We start from the raw sequence: 19286 nt of genomic DNA on the forward strand, positions 1-19286 counted from the left end.
ATATTCTCAACCACGCACGAAATGGGTAAAGTAAAGCCTCACAGAACCGGCCCCTCGCTGGACATGACCCCGATGGTGGATCTGGCCTTCCTGCTGGTGACGTTCTTCATGCTGACTACCAAATTCTCTCCGGAGGAGGTGGTAGTGGTTGACACTCCTGCCTCTACTTCAGACTTTAAGCTTCCCGAAAGCAACGTTATCCGTCTTCTTATTGATAAGGATAAGCGCGTGTTCTTCGGCTTGGAAAGCGACAAGGCTAAGCCCCTATTGCTCGACAAGATGGCCGCTAAGTACGGCGTCACTTTCACACAGAAGCAAAAGAACGCCTTTGGTGGCCTCAATAGCTTCGGTGTACCAGTGCAGCAGCTTGGCTCACTACTCGACATGAGTACTGAGCAGCGCAAAGAAGTAAAGCAGCCTGGTCTGCTTTCCGTTACTGATACTGTTCAGTTGATGGACTGGGTAATGGAAGCCCGCAAAGCCAACCAGGAAGCTGTCGGTAAGCCCACGTTTATTGCCATCAAAGGCGACAACAACGCGGACGTAGCCACGGTGAAGCGTGTCATTCAGCTGATGCAAAACAAGAACATCAACCGTTTCAACCTCATCACCGACTTGGAGAACAAGCCGGTAGTGAGCCGTTAAACCAGCAGCGACATGGCAGAAATACAACAACAAGCCGACTCCGGTAAAGGAGGAAAGAAGCGGGCCAAGAAAATGTCGACCAAAATCGACATGACCCCCATGGTAGACTTGGCCTTCCTGCTTCTGACCTTCTTCATGCTGACCACGACGTTCAACAAGCCGAACGTAATGCAGCTGACCATGCCGGTTAAGGAAAAGAACCCGGACGAACAATCACAGATCAAGGCGTCGGATGCTTTCACTATCGTAATGGGTGAAGCCAACAAGCTTTACTATTATGAAGGCCTGCTGGCCGATGACGTGAAGCCCGAGCTGAAGCTCTCTAATTATTCGGCCGATGGGATCCGCAAGGTCTTGCTGGCCCGGCAGCGCCAGAACCCCAAAACGGTGGTTCTGATCAAGCCGGACGACAAGTCCAACTACCAAAACATGGTAGATATCTTGGATGAGATGAACATCACCGACCAGAAGAAATATGCGTTGGTAGATATCTCGAAGGCTGACTTAGAACTCATTAAAACCTCCGGGCTATGATGGATAATGCGCAAATAGCGCAGGCGAGTCTCAACGACATCGTGTTCGAAGGCCGGAATAAGGCCTACGGTGCATATGTGTTGCGGCGCTTGTACAGCAAGCACGTCACGCGCGCCCTTCTCATCGCAGTTGCCTTTTTTGCCCTGATCGTAAGCTTCCCGCTAATTGCGCGAATCTTCAGCGACAATACAGTGGTAGAAGAGGACAAGATGCTGAAGGAAAACGTCCTGATGGATGCCCCTCCATTGGACCAAACCAAACCACCACCACCGCCCCCACCACCGGAGGCGCCACCACCGCCACCACCGAAGCTTTCCACCATCAAGTTCACGCCTCCGGTAGTGAAAAAAGATGAGGAAGTACGGAAAGAGGAGGAAATTCCGGATCAGAAGGAACTGGAAGACAAGGTAGTTTCTACCGTTACCGTGAAAGGCAACACCGACAACCCAATCGACTTGAATGGGCTGGAAGGTGAAGGCAACAAGGTAGTGGAAGAAGTAGTAGAGCAGAAGGTATACCAGTACGTGGAGCAAATGCCCGTATTCCCTGGTGGCCAAGAAGCCCTGCTGCAATACATTGCCAAGAACATTAAGTACCCAGCGCTGGCTCTGCGGAACCAGGTTGAAGGAAAGGTGTTCATTGCCTTCGTGGTTGGCCCGGATGGCCAGGTATCGGATGTGAAGATTCAGAAAGGTATTGGTGCCGGCTGCGACGAAGAAGCAGCCCGCGTTATCAAGAACCTGCCGAAGTTTGCACCAGGTAAGCAGAACGGCCGCGCCGTTAGCGTATCCTACACCGTACCGGTAACCTTCGCTATCAAGTAAGCATACCAGAATCCTGCTTCGGCTTGATTCGTTTAAACCCCCACTACCAGCGCATGCCGGTTGTGGGGGTTTTTATTTTTAAATTATTTATACGGCTTGCATACTATATAGAAATATGGGGCCGTTATGCCCTTGAAAGCCAGGCGGTGTGAGGTACCGAGAAGTGAAAATGAGCCGGGCTTGGGAATGCGCTGTGTGTATCCGTTTCACCTTTAGCCCATATATTCCATGAACACTCTCGATCTGCGCACCGCCACCCTCGACGACATGGTCTTTGAGGGGCGCAACAAGGCCTATGGTGCCTTTATTCTGCGGCGCCTTTATCACCAGCATTTGGCCCGCGCCTCGGCTACAGCCATTATACTAAGTTTGCTCTTTATTAGCTCGCCTTTGATAATCCGGTGGCTCTTCCCTCCTGTTGTCGAAGCCGCTGAACTGATGGTTCTGCCTCCCACTGCAATAGAGCCAATGCAGGTGCCAGTATTCGAACCGAAAAAGGAAGTAGCACCACCAGTCGCACAAGTGCGACCCATCGTGAGGCCCCCTGCGCAGGATATTGCCACCCAAGTGGTGAAGGACGAATTGGTAAAGCCCGAGATTGTCAAGCCTACCGTTACTGATGTAGGCCCGATAACTGATATTGAAACCATAGCCGGCTCGACTGGCAAACCTGGTACAGGTACAGGCACCGGTGCTGGCACGGGTTCGGGTAAGACAGATTCAGGCACCACTAAGTCGGCAACTCCTCCGGCGCCCTTTATTACAGCAGAGGTTATGCCTCAGTTTGTGGGCGGCAACGAAGCGCTGATGAAGTACATGCAGAAACACCTTAAATACCCTCCGCTGGCGTTGCGCAACAATATTGAAGGAAAGGTCTTCATTTCCTTCACTGTGCAGGCCGACGGCTCCATTGCTGATGTGCAGGTGCTGAAGGGTCTGGGTTTTGGCACTGACGAAGAAGCCATTCGTGTAGTGAAGAGCATGCCATCTTGGGTACCAGGGCAGCAGAATAAACGCTCAGTAGCCGTACGCTATAACATGCCCATTACCTTTCGCTACGACTAACTCGCTTTAGGAGGCAAGAAGCTGAGGCTCACGCTACCGCATTTATAAGCGTACTAAAATTGTTTTTTAACAGGTCAAAAATCAGCCGGCTTCTCTTGAACCGGCTGATTTTTGACTTTTTTTGTGGCAATAATCATCCCTTGGATTCGTTCAGGCGAACCAGCCCCGGGGATTTTCGTGTTATACTGCTGACAAGTTTCTTTGCGCTGAACCACCTGCTATGCTGAACCGCCCCACCACTGAGGAACGCCTGAACCAAAAGGCCCCGAAGCTGCTGCTGCGTTACTTCCTACTTTTCATGACCATCGTATATATGGGATTAGGGGTATGTTTGTGGGTAGCCCCCATAGCCCTTAACCTAACGATGGGTACCCGCCGTATTTTGGGAGGGGTATTCGTGATTTACGGAATCATTAGATTTGCCCGCATCTACCGGGAACATTTCCAGAACCCTTCCTCCAAGCATGAACGCACCCTTCGATAATCTGCGCAACTCCGGCTTGCTACTGGCGTCTGCTGTTCTGCTGCTGGCTAGCTGTAATCAGAACCCGGGAGCTAACACTGGGCCGAATGATGATACGCCTACCAGTGGCCGCATTCAGATCAGTGTTGATGAAACGTTTGCGCCTATTCTGAAGTCGCAGGTAGATACATTTCAGAAGCTTTATACCTATGCGCACATAGAAGCGGCCTATGAAGCCGAAGACTATGTGGCCGATGACCTGATGACTGGCAAGGTGCGGGCCATTGTAATAGCGCGGCAACTGACTGGGGCGGAGAAAGCTAAGCTGGAGAGCCAGAAGCTTATTCCACGCACTACTAAAATTGCTACTGATGGCTTAGCCATTATTGTACATCCCTCGAATCCCGATTCGCTGCTGACTATGGCGCAATTGAAAGCCATTTTTACGGGGCAGAGTGCTTCTTGGAAGCAGATAAGCGGCAAGAACTCACTAGGGCCGATTGATGTGGTATTTGATGCCAACCGCTCGAGCACGACGCGTTACGTGCAGGATTCCATCACACGTGGTACTGCGCTTACCAAGCGGGTTTTTGCTGCAAAATCGAACCCCGCACTGCTGGATTACGTTGCAACTCATCCGAACGCCATTGGTATCGTAGGCGCAAACTGGATTAGCGACCGGGACGATGCAGCTGTACAGCGGTTTCTGAAACGTGTACATGTAGCTGGTATCAGCCGGTCAGATAAGCCTGCTTCGCCCGACGATTATCTGCAACCGTATCAGGCTTACTTGGCACTTAAAACGTACCCACTTCGGCGGGAAGTCTATATTATCAGCCGCGAGGGACGGGCCGGTCTTGGCACCGGTTTTGCATCCTTTGTAGCAGGTACCAAAGGCCAGCTGATTGTTCTGAAGTCAGGACTGATGCCAGCCACCGGGCAAACCCGTATCGTGACTACCACGAAACAGTAAGCCTGCTTCTTTTCCACAAACACACCCTTTTCCAACATCCAATGCTCATGAACTTCAAGCCCTGGAATCTTTCGTTCCTCGTTGCCTTGTCGGTTTCCGGCTCTGCCGCCTTCGCCCAGACTCCTCAGAAGTCTATCGAACTGGAGCGCTACAGTGAAGCCCGTGCGGCACTGCTCCGCCAAGGCTCATCGCCCGAAGCGTCGTTTGAGCTGGGGCGTCTGTACCAGATGCGCGACATGCCGGATTCGGCAGCATTCTACTTCAACCGCATCAGCCTGAATCCGAAGGACCCAATGACGATGGTGGCCGCTGGTCGCGCTGCCTTGGCACAGGGCAAAGCTGCTGAGGCGCAGGTACAGTTTGATAATGCGGTGAAAGCCAGCAAAAGCAAGGACGCCAAAGTGTACACGATGATTGCGCAGGCGTATGCCGAGTCGGATCTGAAGGACGCTTCTAAAGGCCTTGCTTACGTAGAAGCAGCACACAAACTGAACAAAAACAAGGATGATGCTGCGCTGATGATTGCGCGCGGTGACATCTACGCCAAATCGGAAAACGGCGGCGGCGAAGCCATGAACAGCTACGAGCGTGCTCTGATGGCCGACCCCAACAGCGCGCTGGCTAACTTCCGCAAAGGGGAGTTGAACGTTCGTTCGCGTAACTATAACGATGCGCGTACAGCCTTCGAAAAAGCTGTGGCTGTTGATCCGAACTACGCACCAGCTTACAATGCATTGGCCGAGACCTACTTCTACGCTGGTAAGTATGACGATGCACTAGCAACATTCCAGAAATACCAAGGGGTAGCTGAGAAGTCACCTGGTACGGATGCCAAATATGCTTCCTTCCTGTTCCTGACGAAGAAGTATCCGGAAGCCTTGGTTGAAGTGGAAAAAGTGCTGGCTCGTGACCCAAAGAACGTGACCATGAACCGTCTGAAGGCATACTCGTTGTTTGAAACCAACAAGAATGCTGAAGCACTGGCTGCAATGGAGTCGTACATGAAGATGCAGCCCGCCGACAAGCTCATTACCGAGGACTATGTGTACTACGGTAAAATGCTTTCGAAGGCAGGTCGTGCTGACGAAGGAACTGCTGCTATTCAGAAGGCAATTGCTGCTGACCCCAAAAAGGCTGGTGAACTGCAGAATGAGCTAGCGCAGAGCTATATGCTGGCCAAGAACTACCCTGCTGCTATTAAAGCCTATCAGGCCAAGATGAAGGCTGATGGTACGCCTGAACTGACTGACCAGATTCGTCTGGCTGTAGCTTACGGCGGTAACAAGCAGTACGACAAAGCTGACAGCCTCTACAATGCAGTGCTGGTTGCGCGTCCTACATACGTTCCTGGTTACCTGATGCGTGCCAAGGCTAATTACTACATGGACCCAGACTCCAAGCAGGGTCTTGCTAAGCCTTACTATGAGAAATACATCGAAATGGCCAAAGCTGATCCTTCGAAATACAAGGATGGTTTGGTAGAGGCAAATAGCTACCTCGGCTATTACTACTATCAGAAAGGTGACAAGACCACTGCTGCTCCGTACTACAAGGAAGTGTTGGCTCTCGACCCCAATAACGAAAGCGCCAACTCGGTTATCAATTCGATGAAGGCCCCTGCTAAGGCTCCCGCCAAAGCCGCTCCGAAGAAGAAATAGCTTCGTTTGAGCTTCTCATAAAAAAAGCCTGCTACTGTTGTAGCGGGCTTTTTTTATGGCATCTTGCTGTTGCTGGCAGGTACTTAGGAAGCAAATTTTTCCCAGTGTGCTAATAGGGAAGCGAAATCTGCTGGAAGTTCCGTCTCAAACTGCAACTGCTCGTTGGTAGTTGGATGCACAAACCCTAACGATTTGGCATGTAGCGCCTGCCGGGGCATCAACTCAAAGGCTTTCTCTACGAAGGCTTTATAAGCACCAGTCCGCTGGCCGTACAGCACCTTGTCGCCGCCATAGGTGCTATCTGAAAACAACGGATGGCCGATATGCTTCATATGCACCCGAATCTGGTGTGTGCGGCCTGTTTCGAGGTTGCACTGAACCAACGCTACATGGCCGAAGGTCTGCAGCACTTTGTAATGGGTTACGGCGTGCTTGCCTTGGTCGCCCTCCGGAAATATGGCCTGCACTTTCCGGTCCTTCAGGCTGCGGCCGATATTGCTACGAATCGTGCCCTGCTCCTCTTTCGGAATACCCCACACGAGTGCCAGATACGTCCGCTCGATGGTATGATGGAAGAATTGCTGCGACAGGTGCGTCATGGCCCATTCCGTCTTGCCAACGACTAATAAACCCGATGTATCCTTGTCGATGCGGTGTATAAGACCGGGTCGGATTTCACCGTTGCGGCCCGTAGGCAAGTTATTAAGGTGGTGCGCTAAGCCGTTCACCAGCGTACCGGTCCAGTTGCCGAAAGCCGGATGGACTACTAAGCCGGGCGGTTTGTTCACAAGCAATAGAGCATCATCCTCGTAACGGATGTCCAGGTCCATAGCCTCAGGCATCACCTTGTATTCGCGCGGTGGCTCAGGCAGCGTAATCGTAATAACGTCGCCGGGCTTTACCCGGTAGTTCGACTTCACCGCACGGTCATTCACCTGTACCGCTTCTGCCTTGATAGCATTCTGCAGTTTGGTTCTGGTGGCGTGGGGCAGCCGGTTCATCAGGAACTTGTCAAGGCGCAGCAATTCCTGCCGACGGTTGGCCTGAATGCGGTGGTGTTCGTACAGTTCGTCGCCTTCGTCCGCGTCATCCTCTTCAGGCGACACATACTGTTCGGGCAATTCTTCTTCGTGGAGGTCAGCGGAAGTCATATGGCGTCTGGCAGGCCTGATAGAGCCCTTCTATAAACAAGAAAGCCGGAGCACAGGGCTCCGGCCTCTTTGCCGAATAATAATGGCGTAGAAAGCCTTATTTCTTCGTTTTGGTTTTCGTCTTGGTGTTGCTGGCCGGAGCGGCCGGCGTAGTAGCCTTAGGAGCAGCAGTGGGGGCAGTAGGAGCAGCACCCGGCGTTACGCCCATTTTCTTCAGAATCAGGTCCGAAATATCGCCTTCTTTGGGGCCGTGAAGCAGAACTGGGCTGGCACCATCCGAATTCAGCACGTAGGTGTAGCCGTTTTCGTCAGCTACCTGATCAATAGTTTTTTGCAGCTTGTCCAAAGCAGGCTTCAGCAGCGTCTGCTGCTTCTGTTGCAGGCTTTGGTCGGCGCTGCGCTGGAACTCTTGGATAGACTGCTGCATGTTGGTCAGTTCCTTCTCCTTGTCGGCGCGTACTACGTCGGTCATGGTAGAACCGCCCTTCTGGTAGGCTTCTGCCTTGGTCTGGTACTCCTGGTATTTGCTCTTGAGCTGGTTCTCCAGCTGGGTGCTGAAAGCTTTCAGGTCAGATTCGATCTGCTTGCTTTCAGGCATCTGGCTCAGCACGTACTCTACGCTGGTATAGCCAATTTTCAGCGGACCGCTGGTAGTAGTGGCCGCCGTAGTAGGAGCCTGCGCCAACGTAGCCGTCGCCGAAGTGAAAGTGAGGGCGGCCGCAGCCAACGCAACGCGGAACATGTTCATGGTGGTCATCAAAAGGAGAACGTCTGAGAGGGTTAATATTGCAAAGTTAGTTTTTTCGGCTAGCCGGGCGAGTAGTACGGGGAGCAGGCGTGGTGGCGCCCTTCTCGGTATCTACTTCCGCGTCGTCGCCAGCCGGCGTTTTAGGCGTTGCTACGGTTTTCACGCTGCCTTTTTGCGCGGTCTGGTTGCGGTCTTCAGTAGCCAAGCCCAGCTCTTCCATCACGAATTCCGTGTAATCATGCACCGGATTGGTGTAAAGCATGGTCAGGTCGCCGGATTTATCGAACACAATAGCCAACTGCTTTTTCTTGGCCACTTTCTCAATGGCCTCGAAAACCTGGTCCTGCACCGGCTTGGTCAGTTCCTGCCGCTTCTTAAACAGTTGACCTTCGTAGCCAAAAATCTTGTTCTGATACGTTTTGATATCCTGTTCTTTCTTCAGGATTTCGTCTTGCCGCTTCTTTTTCATCGGTTCGGTCAGAAGCACTTCTTCTGCCTGATACGTCCGGTAAAGCTTGTCGAGGTCTTTTTTCTGCGCCTCGATTTCCTTCTGCCAGTTCGACGACAACGTGTTGAGTTCGGTCTGCGCCTGCGCATAGGCCGGCATCTTACTCATCAGGAATTCGGAATCGACGTAGCCAAACTTCTGAGCGAAGGATGAAGAGCCGGTTGCGACCAGCAGCACCAGCGTAGTGGCCAGCGTGGAAAGCAGTTTTTTCATAGGTACAAAAACGTAAAGCCGGCCCGCTGCTGCCATAGTTAGCGAATCTGCTGGCCGATGATGAAGTGAAACTGGTTGCGGTCCTGGGTAGCCTGCGTGCCACTTGTGCGTGGAATAGCATCGAATGCCCGACCATAGTCAAAGCCTAGCAAACCGAATGCCGACATGAAAACACGGGCACCAAAACCTGCCGACCGGTACAATTTATACGGATTGTAGTCGGTGTAGCTGTTAAAGGCGTTGCCTGCCTCCGCGAAGCTTAGAACATAAACCGTAGCCGCCGGGTTCAGCGACACTGGATAACGCAGTTCCATTACGTACTTATTGTAGGCTACCCCGCCGCTGGCACCCGACTGGGCTGTAGGCAGCGCATTCGGGTCGTTCGGGTCAGCGTAACCACGTAGGCCAATGTATTCAGTGCCTACGAGGAAGTTGCCGCCGCCGCCCGCCGCGAGGCCGGAACCGCCGAGCTTGAACCGCTCAAACGGCCCGATGGGGCGGGAACTGTTGTAGGTGCCAATATAGCCGAAGTGCGCACGGGTATTCAGCACTAGTTTGCCTACAATCGGGGTGAACCACGAGGCATCCACCATCCACTTATGGAATTCTACCCATTCGTTCACGTTCGGGTGCGAACCACTGAACACTGAGTATGGCGGTGTCAGGTTAACGCTCATTGCCAGCGACGAGCCCCGACGCGTATAGGTCGGGTTGTCGATGCTATTCCGCGACAGAGTTGTATTGAGCGTGATGTTGTTGGCGTTACCGTTGCTGAATCCCTGGAAATACGGGTAGTTTTTCAGCTTATACTGGCTTACCGACAGCGAATTGCTGAGCGTGAAGTAGTCATCAGGCCAGCGCAGGCGACGGCCCAAGCTAATAGCAGCGCTGTTCACCTTAATAGACTGCTCGGAGTTAGCGTCGAAGCTAGTTCCAACTCGCTGAATGCTCTTATTGAGGCTAAACGACAGCGAATTGGGCTTGCGGCCGCCCAGCCACGGTTCCGTGAAAGAGAAGGAGTATGCCTGGTACTGCAGACCGTTGGCCTGTACGTTCAGCGAGAGGCGCTGGCCGTCGCCGGCCGGAACTGGTGTCCAGTTGCGGAAGTCGGCAGCTTTGCGCAGCGAGAAGTTGTTGAACACCAGACCAACCGTACCAATAAAGCCGGCATAGCCACCCCAGCCACCCGAAAGCGTAATCTGGTCGGAGGGCTTCTCAACCACCGTATAGTTGATGTCCACAGTTCCATCCGCTTGGTTCGGCACCGGGTTGATACCTACCTTCTCGGGGTCGAAGTAGCCCAGTGTAGCAATTTCACGCTGGGAGCGGATCAGCAGCTCGCGGTTGAATTTGTCGCCGGGTAGCGTCCGTAGCTCGCGGCGCAGTACGTGGTCCGACGTTTTGGTATTTCCGGCAATGTTAATATCCTTGACGCGGGCCTGCACTCCTTCGGTGATGCGCATCTCAATATCAATCGAGTCGCCTTCCACCTTCGTTTCTACCGGCTCGATAGAGAAGAACAGGTACCCATCGTTCATGTAGAGCGAGGTGATATCCTGGCCTGTAGGGTTGTAGTTGAGGCGCTTGTCCAGCGTTTCTTTGCTGTATACGCTTCCCTCCTTGATGCCCAGTACTGAAGCTAGGGTCTTATCGTCGTAAAGGTAGTTGCCGGCCCAGCTGATGTTGCGGAAGTAGTATTTCGGTCCTTCATCCAGTTTTATCCGCAGTGCCAGCGCATCCCCGGTCCGCTCGAGCGTATCCGACACAATAACGGCATCACGGTAGCCTTCGGCGTTGTAAAACTCAATAAGCTTCTTCTTGTCTTCTTCGAACTCCGTGCGCTGAAACTTGCCCGAGTTCAGGAATTTAGGAAATTTCTTCTCCTTCGTTTTCTTGAACTTACCCTTCAGCTTGCTGTCTTTGAATGCTTCATTGCCTTCAAAAGCAATGTCTCGAATGCGGATCTTACCGCCTTTGTCCACATTGATTCTCAGCACCACACTATTGGACAGGCTGGAATCCGGTACTTGGGTGATGTTCACTTTGGTATCCAAGAACCCCTTGTTGGTGTAGAATTTCCGGACCTGGGTTCTGGTATTACTCAGCAGTGCATCCGTCACTACTTTACCCCGGATCAGCTTGATTTTCTTCTCCAAGTCGTCGGCCTGGCCCTTGCTGATGCCCGAAAATTCGAACTTCGACAGCCGGGGACGTTCCTTAAGGTTGAAATCAAGAAAAATGCGGTTTCCTTCGGTGCGCTCAATAGAGACACTCACGTCTCCCAAGATTCCCTGGTCCCAGAGTTTGCGAATAGCCTTGCCTATCTCCTCCCCCGGAACAGAAATTGGGTCGCCGATACGCAGACCCGTTAATCCAATCAGCGTGTTCGTATCCAGATAACGGGCACCGCTAATGGTGATGCCCCCCAACTCGTATCGTTTCGGCTCCTCGCCCGTTGTGGCTGGGGCGGTTTGCGCCAGCGTAGCCAACGGAAATCCCAGGCCAAGCGTAACTACTACTGCCGCAACCCGGCCTATTGTATGCAAAGAAGAATTCATTCTGTCGTCGAAACCTTACGAAACGGTTAGCTGCTCACTCGTCTTCCCAAAACGCCGTTCACGGCGCTGATATGCCTTGATGGCCTCCTCGAAATGCGTGCGCCGGAAATCAGGCCACAGCAAGTCAGTTATATAGAGCTCGGTGTAAGCCAACTGCCAAAGCAAAAAATTACTAATCCTCTGTTCGCCACTAGTACGAATCAGCAATTCTGGGTCGGGAATGCCTGCAGTTGTCAGATACGCTGCTACAGTATTCTCCTGTATTTCTTCCGCCTTAAGCTTTCCGATAGCAACATCAGTTGCCATGCGCTGCGCAGCTTGGGTCAGGTCCCAGCGGCCGCTATAGCTTAAGGCAAGCACCAGGGTCATCCGGTTACCATCCTTGGTCAGTTCCTTCGCTTCGGCCAGCTCGCGTTGGCAGGAAGCTGGCAGGCTCTCGATCTGGCCAATGGACTGTAGCCGAATGCTATTTTTAAGCAGCGTCGGAGTCTCCTGCCGGATAGTGTGCACCAGCAGCTGCATCAGTGCCATTACTTCATGCGCAGGCCTAGACCAGTTTTCGGTTGAAAACGCATACAGCGTCAGGTAGCGCACGCCTATCTCAGCAGCCGCCTCCACAGTTTCGCGCACCGCCGTAATGGCACTTTGGTGCCCGAAGATGCGGAGGCCGCCCTTCTGCTTAGCCCAACGTCCGTTACCGTCCATTATAACGGCAACATGGGCAGGAATATTCTGGGGGTCTATTTCGGACCGAACGGCCATTAGTACTTTTTGCGTAAAGAGGCCGCAAGTTACGCAAATGGTTGCATTCGCCCTGTTTATACAACCACTTCTAGCGCAAGAGCTTTGGGTTGTCCTTATACTGCGGTGGGCAGTTGATTTTATAAAAAGTATAGGAGATGCTTATTCCGTTGTAGAAATACCAATCCTGGTCGTGCGAATTACCAACCAAATCAGTCTGGCCGCTGGTCTGCCCATCGATATGGTCTATCTGGTCGCTGAATACTTTGCGTGCTCCAGCTTCCAAGCCTAGATTCCAGTGAGTAGAAACGGCGTATTTAAGACCGAATCCAACCGGCACTGCCAAGCCTATAATGCTGCCGCTTTGGTTTAAAGCAGGCAAGGCAGTATTGTTTGTGGCAGTAGTGGTATTGGCTAAAAAGCCGGCCAACCCCACAAACACATAGGGGGTGAAATGCACTTTGGCTTTCCGATAATGGTAGTCGAAGAAATTATACTCTACTACTGCAGAGGCTTCATACAGGCTACCTTTCATATTGGCCTGCCGATAGGCATGCAACGGAGCAATCTGCCCATTTACCCCCTTAACGTTGCCATCATCGGCACGTAACAGCCCGGCTGTAAGTGCACCTTTTAGCGTAATTGGGGCCGAAATATCCTTCCGGTAAAAAGCAGTAAGCGCAGGTCGGTTATTCTGGAACTGATACCCCGGTGACAGTTCACCCTTGTAGCTGAGGCCTCCCAGCCCTACACCTATTTCGCTAGTGTATTGCGCAACTGCTGATTGGGCAAAAAAAACACTCCCTGCCTGCACGGAGCAAACAAGGAGTGCTTTGAAGAGATTCGCTTTGGTCATCTGACTGGCTGTAGGTGATACTAGCCAGTAAGAATGGCTAGCGGAATTTTGGGCTCTTAACGCGCGGAGCAAGGATGTAGTTTACGGTGATGCCGGTAGTTACATACCAGTCATCCTCGTCGCTCTTGCCACGCTGGCTGCCGGGAGCGTTGAAATTAGTGAATTCGCCGGTAGAGCTGAGTACGTTGCCACCACCGAAATATCTAGCAGCCTCCGAACCCAACGATGACTGGGCTACATATACAGTGCTCACATCATCAAGGTAATCGTTGAAGGTCTTGCGGAAACCAATCTCCAAACCAACATCGAAGCTCTTGTTTACTTTGTAGCGTACACCACCACCGAAAGGAATAGCAATACCGCCTTTGTCATAGGCAACACCTTCCGTTTTCAGAGGCTGCAATGCCACATAGGTACCATTGTACAGGCCTTTAGGATTGCCAATGTAACCGGCAACACCGCCGAATACATAAGGAACCAGATCAGGACGCTTCACATACGTGTTGCGGTTCGGAATCAGGTCGAAGATACCTACAACGGCGAGTTCTGCAATATCATTGCGGAAGCTCATGTTACGGTTGTAGCGGTATTTGCCATCTGGATCATTCGGATCAGCTGCTTTCGAGTCATCACCGGTGATACGGCCATACGACAGACCAGCACGAGCCGAGATACGTGGAGTAAACCGGTGGGTGAAGGTTACGCCCAAGCTAGGACGTGTAGCGCCAAAACGCAGGCTAGGAATGCTCGGCTTAGGCGTAACGTCGCCAAAGTAGTTCATGGCACTCAGGGTCACGCCCACAGAGTTGTATTGCTTTCGCTTACTAAACTGCTGTGCACTCGCCTCGGAGGCTACCAGCGACAGGGCCAGTACCAGCGCTAGGGTGTAGGTGAAGATTTGCTTCATATGGAGCGGTGTTTAAAAATATCAGAGGAGATGATGAGAAAGTGAACCTGGCAGAAACACAGTCGCAGTTGGCGACAAAATTAGAAGATACCGGGAACTAAAAAAACAAATAGTAGAAAAAGAATATCTTCTACACAGGAGTGCCAGCCGGGTTTCTACGGTCAAGACCCCAATTCAGTTTACTGCGCAAGGTACTCAGGAAGTTAACATGATTGAGTTTTACGAGACGAACTGTGAAGTTTTCACGACGAACCGCAATCTGAATACCCGCATCAACGGCGACTGAGCGTGAATCGAGAGAAAGCAGGAATTGGTTGCTCCGGCCTTCAATTTCGAAGGAAATCACGCTGCGGTCCGACACGATGAGAGGGCGCACATTGAGGTTGTGCGGACATACGGGAGCAATAATAAAATTGTTTGTCTGGGGCAACATTACTGGGCCGCCACAGCTGAGGGAATAACCAGTGGAGCCGGTTGGCGTGGCCACAACCAGACCATCGGCCCAGTAAGAATTCAGGTATTCGCCGTCGATGTACGTGTGCACGACAATCATAGATGACGTGTCTCGCTTCAGAATACTGAACTCATTGAGGCCAAAATTGATGCCGTCGAATACTTCTGGATCAGTATCAACCCGGATCAAGCTGCGTTCTTCCAGCACGAAATGCCCTTTGAAGAGAGCATCCATGGCTTGTGCAATTCGGTCGGGGGTGATGGTGGCCAGAAAGCCGAGCCGACCAGTATGAATACCCAGAATCGGGATTTCGTAGCTCCCAACATAGGTTACGGTATCCAACAGCGTGCCATCGCCGCCGATACTGAGCACGAACTGTACTCCGCGCAACGAGTCGCCACGCTGGAAGGTGCGGATGCTTTCGGGTAGCGTGAGACGGGTGCTCAGGTGCTCGAAGAATGCTGCCGCAATAATGACTTCTGTACCGCGGCGAGTCAGGTCATTGAGCAGATCCTGCATGAATGGCAGGCTTTCATCATCGAGGGGCTTTCCAAGAATGGCTATTTTCATAATGAAAGCGTAATCCGAAGAACGGGCAGTAGGATCAGATAGGAAACTCGGAGCGCAGAAAGAAACCACCTTGCCCACGCAGGTTACGGGTATACTCAAGGGAAAACACCCGGTCGTAGTACGTAACCAAGTGCAGCCCTATACCAGCAGATGCCAGCAAACGGTCAGGTAGCTGATTAGCAGACCCACCGGCGGCGCCCCGAACGTAACCAGCGTCGGCAAAGGTATTTAAATACAGCACCAGCGGGATGGTATTGATTTTCGGATTGGCAACTTCTTTCAGTCTTACCCGACCGGCATCAAAAATCCGATAACTCAGCCCCTGCTGCAGCAGTGCGTAATGCCGGCCATCTATTACGTAAGCATCGTAGCCCCGGACCAGCGCGTCATAGCCCAGCGCCCGATTGTCGGCATAGCTCAACTGGCGACTGAAGCGCAACTGCCCTTGCACTGCTCCACTGTAGTAAAAAGGGCCGCCCAATGCTACATACCGGGCATAGCGCCCCTGCACCAATAGCTGAGCCGGAGCTGCCGACGCAAGAAAATGGCGGTAAATAAGCCTGAACTGCGCATAACGGCCAGTGAGCGGGTAGGCAAACGTATTGCGCTGATTGAGTACTGCACTCAGCCCAAAATCGAAATACTCCCGGCTAGTACGGCCCAGGTAATAATCAGGGTTGAGCAGGTTGATGGAATCGGAAATCTGCTCTTGGTGGTAGCTGACATCCAGCGCAGCTAGTAACTGTACTGTGCGGCGCCAGCGCAGCCCGGCAGTCAGGTACTGTCGTTTGATGGGGCTGCCTTCAACGGGCCGGAATGTGGTTAGCTGGTCCCGTACGGTGGCATAGTCGAGGGCGCGGGCTCGATAGTAGGAGCCCCCGACCCCAAGGCCGATTCGCCGACGACGCCCATAGCCGGGAGCTTCATAAAACAGTTCGTATTTGCGGTTGAAGCCCAGCTGCAGGTTGCCGCGCAGTTGCTCGTTGCGGCCCCGAAAGTTATTGCGGGTCAGATGCAGCCCATAATCCACGCGGCTCCAGCGGTCGGAGCGGTTAGCCCAGGCCCGGAAGTTTCGCTCGGCCAAGGAGAAGATGGGTACTGGAAACGTATACCAGCGCTCCTGCATGCTGAACAGGACGGTCAGCTCGCCGTTGCGGCAGGCCAGTTGCACTAGCACCTGATGAAATAACTGCAGATTGAACAGTCGGCGGCGGTTGGCTTCTAGCTGCTTTGCGAGTTGTCGGGCCTGTAGCGTATCACCTTCCCGAAAGTCTAACTCAGCGCGTAGGATCTGCTCTTTCGTCACCTCATTACCAACAAATAGCACTGACGCAACCCGCAACAGACTATAACCAGGGCATTGCGCCTGTATCAGGCTGTCGAGGGTGCCGAGCCGTAGGGAATCAGGAGAAGCTGGAACTGGAGGAGTACCTGCAATTATTCTGGTGCGGGGTGTGGTGGCCCAGGAGGAATGACAGTAGATAAGCAGCCAAGCCAGCAGCCACAGCCTTTTACGCGCCCAGGACGACACCTACAGACTCAGGTATTTCAGCAGCGCATTGTACCGCTCCTGCTCATCTTCACCCAGCTCCCCAACCCCATTAAACTGTGCCGTAATGGCATAGCCAAAACGCTCCAACGTAGCAGCAATACGTGTTAGGCTGGGCGTATTGACCTTTAGCGTAAGCCGGATCCGATATGGGTCGTGCTCATCCTGCGCCACATGAGCACTCAGTATTTTGGCGTTGTTTTCTTCCACATAGCGGCTGATAGTCGCCAGGGAGTAGTCACGTTCTTCCATGGAAAGCACCAGCACAGCTCCCTGCCCAGCAGCAATGGGGGGCTGGCCAAAGGCGGCCAGTGTATCACTTACCGTTACAACGCCCATGTATTCATGGTCTTCATTCAGAACCGGCACAAGCTGCACTTTATTCTGGATGGCCATTTCCATGATGCTGTAGAAATGCTGGTCGTGCTGTACATGCACACTGGCGTAGCCCAACGCAAGCCCCTCTAGCAGTTGGCCGCTGTTATCTGCCTGCTCAAAATCAAGCAGGTCGGCTTCCGTCACTAGGCCCCGGTACTGCCGGTTATCGAGCACCGGTAGCTGGCCCACATGAAATTCCTCCAGCCACTTGGCTGCTTTCCCGACGGTATCCGACACCTTCAGGGGCGGAATCATCTGGTTGAGCAAGTCTTCGGCAATCATCGAGTGCATTGGCGGAAGTATTGGAAGGAGAAAAAGCGAGGGTTCTTGAAGAAGCGAGGCACTAGGGCTAGGCTACCTTGCAAGAAGATACGAAAAGCGGGCAGGGTTGGCGGGTAGGAAGCAGATTTTGTGGAAAAAGGTTTTGCACAAGCATCGGGCCAGAGGAGGAACTTCTCTTCGGCTACTCAAAAAATATCTATTGCTCGCATCACTCAGGTCTGCAATACTCCTTCCGTACGCAGCAAAAACTGCCGTAACAGTTGGTTGAACTCATGCGGACGCTCCATCATGGGAGCATGGCCGCAATGGTCGAGGAAACGCAGTTCAGAGTGCCGGATGAGACGGTTGAACTCATGAGCAACGAGGGGCGGGGTGATAGTATCGTTCAGGCCCCATACCAGCAGAGTCGGCACTTTTATCTCGCTTAGCTCCTTACCGAGGTTGTGGCGCTGTGCCGAGCGGGCAATACTGATGATACGCAGGCACTTGGCATTGGAATTCGTGATGCTGAATACCTCATCCACCAGTTCCTGAGTGGCCACAGTCGGGTCGTAGAAGGTGTATGCTACCCGCTCCTGCACATAGGCATAGTTGCCACGTTTAGGAAAAGAGCCACCCATGCTGTCCTCGAACAGGCCACTGCTGCCGGTGAGTACCAGCCGCGCTACCTGTTTGGGGTTGCGTAGCGTGTACTCCAAGCCTACATGCCCGCCCAGCGAGTTTCCCAGGACCGTGCAGGGCTCCGTCAGGCCGACGGCCCGCACAAATCCCTCCACATATTTCACTAGGCCCGGTACGCCGGCCTGCGTGAGTGGCATATCGTAGATGGGCAGCAGCGGAATAATAACCCGATACGACGGGCGGAACTCGGCCACCACTTCCTGCCAGTTGCTGAGCGCCCCAAACAGGCCATGCAGCAGCAGCAGCACCGGACCAGTGCCCTCCTCTACATACTGAAACTCGTTATGTTCTTTAATCTGCAATTCCATCTTCTCAAAGGGCAGCCGGAAGGATAGAGGCCGACTGGCCCTCATCTACAATGATACAATACCGAACCCAATTGCGCAGCATAGCCAAGCCATGCGTGGTGAGCAGCGCTTCGGGGTGAAACTGAACGCCTGTCAGGGGTAGTGTGGTGTGGCGCAGCGCCATTATTTCGCGGTTTGTATCGGCGGTGTGGGCCAAGGCGCGCAGCGTGGGCGGTAGGTCCTTCACTATCAGTGAGTGGTAGCGCGTGACGGACAGTTTTGCGGGCAGCCCCCGAAACAGCGGCTCGTCCGTGGCGACATCCAGCTCTGTTACTTTACCGTGCATAGGCCGAGCAGCACGGACCAACGTGGCGCCAAAAAATTCTCCCAAAGCTTGATGCCCCAGGCAAACGCCGAGCACTGGAACCCGCTGGTGCCAGGCTGCCAATACATCCATCATATTGCCAGCCAAAGCGGGCGTACCGGGCCCTGGCGACAGTACCAGCGCATCAAACTGCCGCTCCTGCAACGCGGCGGCTGGCGTGTCGTTGCGCACTACATCTACCTCGCACCCCAACTGCCGGAAGTAGTCCAGCAGGTTGTAGGTAAATGAATCGAAGTTGTCGAGCAGCAGCAGACGCATTGGTGGAGAAGAACTGAGTAGCTGAACATGAGCCTGAATAGCCTACTCCCCTACTCAGGTTGTTAAAACACCTCCCGCAATTTGTCGAGTAGCGTACCGGCAAAAGGCATGATAAACCCAACTATTTCCAGTGCTACGGGAGTTGCCTGGCGCACCAGCGGCAGCACTTGCGAGTCGGCAATAAGGGTGGGCGAAATCAATTCCAAACCGGCCATCCCGATGCCGTGCAGCAGCAGGCTCAGGCCCAACACCCACTTCAGCACTCCGGCCAGGGCCCCACCCAGATTGTCGAGCACGCCCAGCGGCGTGAGGTGTACGGCTGTTTTGATGAAACTACCCAGCAGATGTACACCCCATACAATAGCGACGAACACCAGCACAAACGACACGAACGGCAGCAAGCCGAAAGCCTCGCCAACATAGTGCCGCACCAGCGGAATAGCATCATTAAGCAGCACCAACCCTCCGATAGCGCCCAGCACAAATGCCAGCAACGACGCTACCTCCAGCACCAGCCCGCGTCGGAAGCCCTTCACGGCGCCCACTCCCAGCGGAATGAGCAGCAGAATATCAAAAGCAGACACAGGCTTGTGTTTTC

19 protein-coding genes are annotated in these 19286 nt (G+C 53.1%); 6 read left to right on the top strand and 13 right to left on the bottom strand.

Annotated features, from left to right (window positions below; all coding sequences use genetic code 11):
• Window positions 1-21: 21 nt before the first annotated feature.
• The 6 genes from H4317_RS17315 to H4317_RS17340 all read left to right on the top strand — a co-directional run bounded on the left by H4317_RS17315 (window position 22) and on the right by H4317_RS17340 (window position 6162).
• Window positions 22-645: an ExbD/TolR family protein gene (locus H4317_RS17315; RefSeq protein ID WP_185887807.1), complete on the top strand. Its 624-nt coding sequence runs from the start codon at window positions 22-24 to the stop codon at window positions 643-645.
• 12 nt (window positions 646-657) lie between these two features.
• Window positions 658-1179 carry an ExbD/TolR family protein gene (locus tag H4317_RS17320; RefSeq protein WP_185887808.1) on the top strand — a complete coding sequence of 174 codons (522 nt, stop codon included), beginning with the start codon at window positions 658-660 and terminating at the stop codon, window positions 1177-1179.
• Complete coding sequence (locus H4317_RS17325; protein ID WP_260625721.1) at window positions 1176-2003, top strand: energy transducer TonB; 828 nt, start codon at window positions 1176-1178, stop codon at window positions 2001-2003. The genes H4317_RS17320 and H4317_RS17325 overlap by 4 nt, the downstream gene beginning before the upstream one ends.
• A gap of 228 nt (window positions 2004-2231) precedes the next feature.
• Window positions 2232-3068 (top strand): energy transducer TonB, encoded by an 837-nt coding sequence (locus H4317_RS17330; protein ID WP_185887809.1) that lies wholly within the window; start codon window positions 2232-2234, stop codon window positions 3066-3068.
• A gap of 464 nt (window positions 3069-3532) precedes the next feature.
• Window positions 3533-4504, top strand: a complete 972-nt coding sequence (locus tag H4317_RS17335) for a PstS family phosphate ABC transporter substrate-binding protein (protein WP_185887810.1) — start codon at window positions 3533-3535, stop codon at window positions 4502-4504.
• Between the two features lie 47 nt (window positions 4505-4551).
• Window positions 4552-6162, top strand: coding sequence for a tetratricopeptide repeat protein (locus tag H4317_RS17340; RefSeq protein WP_185887811.1), 1611 nt, complete (start codon window positions 4552-4554; stop codon window positions 6160-6162).
• An 83-nt stretch (window positions 6163-6245) separates the two neighbouring features.
• On the opposite strand, the gene H4317_RS17345 is transcribed toward H4317_RS17340, so the two are convergent.
• The 13 genes from H4317_RS17345 to H4317_RS17405 form a co-directional block, all read right to left on the bottom strand.
• Window positions 6246-7313 carry an RluA family pseudouridine synthase gene (locus H4317_RS17345; RefSeq protein ID WP_185887812.1) on the bottom strand — a complete coding sequence of 356 codons (1068 nt, stop codon included), beginning with the start codon at window positions 7311-7313 and terminating at the stop codon, window positions 6246-6248.
• 97 nt (window positions 7314-7410) lie between these two features.
• Complete coding sequence (locus tag H4317_RS17350; protein WP_260625722.1) at window positions 7411-8070, bottom strand: OmpH/Skp family outer membrane protein; 660 nt, start codon at window positions 8068-8070, stop codon at window positions 7411-7413.
• Window positions 8071-8107: 37 nt separating this feature from the next.
• Window positions 8108-8782: an OmpH/Skp family outer membrane protein gene (locus H4317_RS17355; protein ID WP_185887814.1), complete on the bottom strand. Its 675-nt coding sequence runs from the start codon at window positions 8780-8782 to the stop codon at window positions 8108-8110.
• A 38-nt stretch (window positions 8783-8820) separates the two neighbouring features.
• On the bottom strand, window positions 8821-11340 hold the full coding sequence (gene bamA, locus H4317_RS17360; protein WP_185887815.1) for an outer membrane protein assembly factor BamA: 2520 nt from the start codon (window positions 11338-11340) through the stop codon (window positions 8821-8823).
• Window positions 11341-11355: 15 nt separating this feature from the next.
• Window positions 11356-12102, bottom strand: coding sequence for an undecaprenyl pyrophosphate synthase (uppS, locus tag H4317_RS17365; RefSeq protein ID WP_185887816.1), 747 nt, complete (start codon window positions 12100-12102; stop codon window positions 11356-11358).
• Between the two features lie 70 nt (window positions 12103-12172).
• Window positions 12173-13009, bottom strand: coding sequence for a type IX secretion system protein PorG (porG, locus tag H4317_RS17370; protein ID WP_185887817.1), 837 nt, complete (start codon window positions 13007-13009; stop codon window positions 12173-12175).
• The gene (locus H4317_RS17375; RefSeq protein WP_185887818.1) at window positions 12975-13844 is read right to left on the bottom strand and encodes a DUF6089 family protein; all 870 of its coding nucleotides are present in this window, start codon (window positions 13842-13844) and stop codon (window positions 12975-12977) included. The genes porG and H4317_RS17375 overlap by 35 nt, the downstream gene beginning before the upstream one ends.
• 130 nt (window positions 13845-13974) lie before the next feature.
• Complete coding sequence (locus H4317_RS17380) at window positions 13975-14868, bottom strand: NAD kinase (protein ID WP_185887819.1); 894 nt, start codon at window positions 14866-14868, stop codon at window positions 13975-13977.
• Window positions 14869-14902: 34 nt separating this feature from the next.
• Entirely contained in the window at window positions 14903-16195 is a 1293-nt protein-coding gene (locus tag H4317_RS17385; protein ID WP_185887820.1) for a BamA/TamA family outer membrane protein, read from the bottom strand.
• 204 nt (window positions 16196-16399) lie between these two features.
• Window positions 16400-17086, bottom strand: a complete 687-nt coding sequence (locus H4317_RS17390) for a CBS domain-containing protein (RefSeq protein WP_185887821.1) — start codon at window positions 17084-17086, stop codon at window positions 16400-16402.
• Between the two features lie 203 nt (window positions 17087-17289).
• Complete coding sequence (locus tag H4317_RS17395) at window positions 17290-18066, bottom strand: alpha/beta fold hydrolase (RefSeq protein WP_185887822.1); 777 nt, start codon at window positions 18064-18066, stop codon at window positions 17290-17292.
• A gap of 4 nt (window positions 18067-18070) precedes the next feature.
• Window positions 18071-18688, bottom strand: a complete 618-nt coding sequence (locus H4317_RS17400) for an anthranilate synthase component II (protein WP_185887823.1) — start codon at window positions 18686-18688, stop codon at window positions 18071-18073.
• A 62-nt stretch (window positions 18689-18750) separates the two neighbouring features.
• The gene (locus H4317_RS17405) at window positions 18751-19272 is read right to left on the bottom strand and encodes a CvpA family protein (protein WP_185887824.1); all 522 of its coding nucleotides are present in this window, start codon (window positions 19270-19272) and stop codon (window positions 18751-18753) included.
• Window positions 19273-19286 lie beyond the last annotated feature (14 nt).

Origin of the sequence: Hymenobacter sediminicola, assembly GCF_014250515.1 — a bacterium.
Taxonomy (GTDB): domain Bacteria; phylum Bacteroidota; class Bacteroidia; order Cytophagales; family Hymenobacteraceae; genus Hymenobacter; species Hymenobacter sediminicola.